General features: G+C 45.0%; 1 pseudogene. It reads left to right on the forward strand.

Features of this window, described 5'->3' with window-relative positions:
• A pseudogene (locus ACMHXH_RS18405) lies at positions 1-105 on the forward strand (alpha-amylase family glycosyl hydrolase); the annotation flags it as partial.
• Between the last annotated feature and the right edge of the window lie 135 nt (positions 106-240).

The raw sequence follows: 240 nt of genomic DNA on the forward strand, positions 1-240 counted from the left end.
GTGGATAAAATCAGGCAGTTGTCGTCAATATTCTGCATCGACGTTTGCGCTTATGCGGTCATGAGTAATCACTACCATTTGGTGCTCAAAATCGACCTGGAGAAAAAGATAGGACAGCCATATCTTTTTGATGTTTCGCCCAGCTTTGACTAGGCTTTGAAATACCCATCAAAGCTCAGTCGAGGTTGGTTATGACCACAGCCCGTCGCCAGTTGATAGATGCTGAAAGTACGCCCTTTT

Source organism: Shewanella sp. BJSY2023SW001 (assembly GCF_047314685.1).
GTDB classification, from domain to species: Bacteria; Pseudomonadota; Gammaproteobacteria; order Enterobacterales; family Shewanellaceae; genus Shewanella; species Shewanella indica.